Genomic DNA, 1931 nt, shown 5'->3' with positions numbered 1-1931 from the left:
CTAATTAATATCCTCAGAAATGTCGATTATTGGACTAATTTTACGCGCCATTTTGGACCTTTTAGTGGTTCTGACCCTAAATTAGACCGAGCGAACGAACGCTATCTCCTGACTACCTTTGCTTATGGTTGCAACCTGGGACCAACTCAAGCTGCGCGTCACATGAGGGGAGTCGTCACCCCCCAGATGCTTTCTTTTGTTAATCAACGTCACGTTAGTTTGAAAGGTCTCAATGCAGCTTTGACTGATATCATCAACCGTTATCATGTTTTGGACTTGCCTAAGTTGTGGGGAGATGGAACTACCGCTGCGGCTGATGGAACTAAATATGACCTCTATGAGCAAAATTTACTCTCAGAATATCACATCCGCTATGGGGGTTATGGAGGGATTGCTTACCACCATGTAGCTGACAGTTATGTTGCCCTTTTCAGTCATTTTATTTCCTGTGGCACTTGGGAAGCAGTTTATATTATTGAAGGGCTGTTGCAGAATCAATCTGATATTCAGCCTGAGACGATTCATGCTGATACTCAAGGTCAATCGAATCCGGTTTTTGCTCTGTCTTACCTGTTAGGTATTAACTTAATGCCTCGCATTCGCAACTGGAAAGATTTAACTTTCTATCGCCCGGACAAGGATACGGTTTACCAACACATTGATGCTCTGTTTACAGAGCGGATTAACTGGGAACTAATTCGGAGGCACTGGCAAGACTTATTTCGCGTCGTTCTGTCTATTCAAGCCGGAAAAATATCTTCGGATGTTTTATTGAGAAAATTAGGAAACTATAGCCGCAAAAATCGCCTTTACCGCGCTTTTCGTGAACTGGGAAGGGTGGTCAGAACTATTTTCTTACTTCAGTTTATTTCTAGTTCCCAATTGCGACAACAGATTACGGCGGCTACGAATAAGGTAGAAGCTTATCACGGTTTTTCTAAATGGTTCTTCTTTGGCGGCGAGAGCATCATTGCTAGTAATGACCCTCAACAACAGGAAAAGCTTATCAAGTACAACGATCTGGTTGCTAATGCAGTCATCTTCCAAAACGTAGTGGACTTGACGGAGGTTTTGCAGCAACTTCAAAGTGAGGGGTATCTTCTGAAGCGAGAGGATGTGGCATCTTTGAGTCCCTATCTAACCAGTCGCATTAAGCGATTCGGGGATTATGTGATTGATATGGAGGCGATTCCCCGTGCGTTGGATGAACGGATGCTATTACTTTGAACAACAATTGTTACAAAACTTTACGTCGTGTCCGATTTTGCACGTATCTCCTCTTTACCCCGGCTTGGAGTTTAGAAATTCCAGAGCTTCTTTTCTGCCACCACTACCAGCTTGGTTTTGCGCTGCCGTAATTACCTGCCATGCCTGATAAATTTGAGCTTCTCGTCTCTGCTTTTCACCACCTACAAAGACAATGACACCGATGATTAGGGATACATTACCCATCAATCCTAGAATTTCTAAAGCCGATAGAGAGCCTTTGAACTGATTAAGCTTCATGCTGCAAATCGTATAAAGAGTATTGCAATTATCCTTATACTCCCTCAGACCTACCAACACTAACACTGCTATTCCCTTATCACTTGCAATAATATCTCCAGTCAGGTTCTAAATTCTTCCTACCATGACTATAAAAGTCAGCTCTTATAGGTTTTATTTCAAACTCATGGTATGGTTTACCCTTAACCTCTCCTATTTTAAAATTTCCAGGCAAGTACTTTGGATTAATATATCGCTTGAATATCTTGATTACCCTCTCACACTCTCTCATTGATACTCCATTAACCGTCAGCTTAGAATTATCAGTTAAAGTCAGTATTCCATGCCAGTTCCCTTTTTTGTAGCTAGGTATATTAGGTTTTCTACCCCCTATGTAATGGGGTATACTTAGTTGATAATTACCTGTATAACCAGGTCTTCTAAGA

3 protein-coding genes are annotated in these 1931 nt (G+C 41.7%); 1 reads left to right on the top strand and 2 read right to left on the bottom strand.

All coding sequences use genetic code 11. The features are described from left to right. A partial coding sequence (locus tag F6K23_RS40260; RefSeq protein ID WP_293166789.1) for a transposase occupies positions 1-1227 on the top strand: 1227 nt, incomplete at its 5' end. A 54-nt stretch (positions 1228-1281) separates the two neighbouring features. Here the strand turns inward: F6K23_RS40260 and F6K23_RS40255 are convergent. Beyond that, the gene (locus F6K23_RS40255; protein WP_293166787.1) at positions 1282-1506 is read right to left on the bottom strand and encodes a hypothetical protein; all 225 of its coding nucleotides are present in this window, start codon (positions 1504-1506) and stop codon (positions 1282-1284) included. 79 nt (positions 1507-1585) lie between these two features. Then, positions 1586-1931, bottom strand: a 346-nt coding sequence (locus tag F6K23_RS40250; RefSeq protein WP_293166785.1) for a hypothetical protein, incomplete at its 5' end; no start/stop codon positions are given.

The organism is Okeania sp. SIO2C9 (assembly GCF_010672455.1).
Classification (GTDB): domain Bacteria; phylum Cyanobacteriota; class Cyanobacteriia; order Cyanobacteriales; family Microcoleaceae; genus Okeania.
This window is presented reverse-complemented; position numbering and strand designations above follow the sequence as displayed.

What these genes read in the sequence shown, in the direction of transcription:
- F6K23_RS40255 (WP_293166787.1), bottom strand. Translation starts at nt 1,506, where the DNA reads ATGAAGCTTAATCAGTTCAAAGGCTCTCTATCGGCTTTAGAAATTCTA.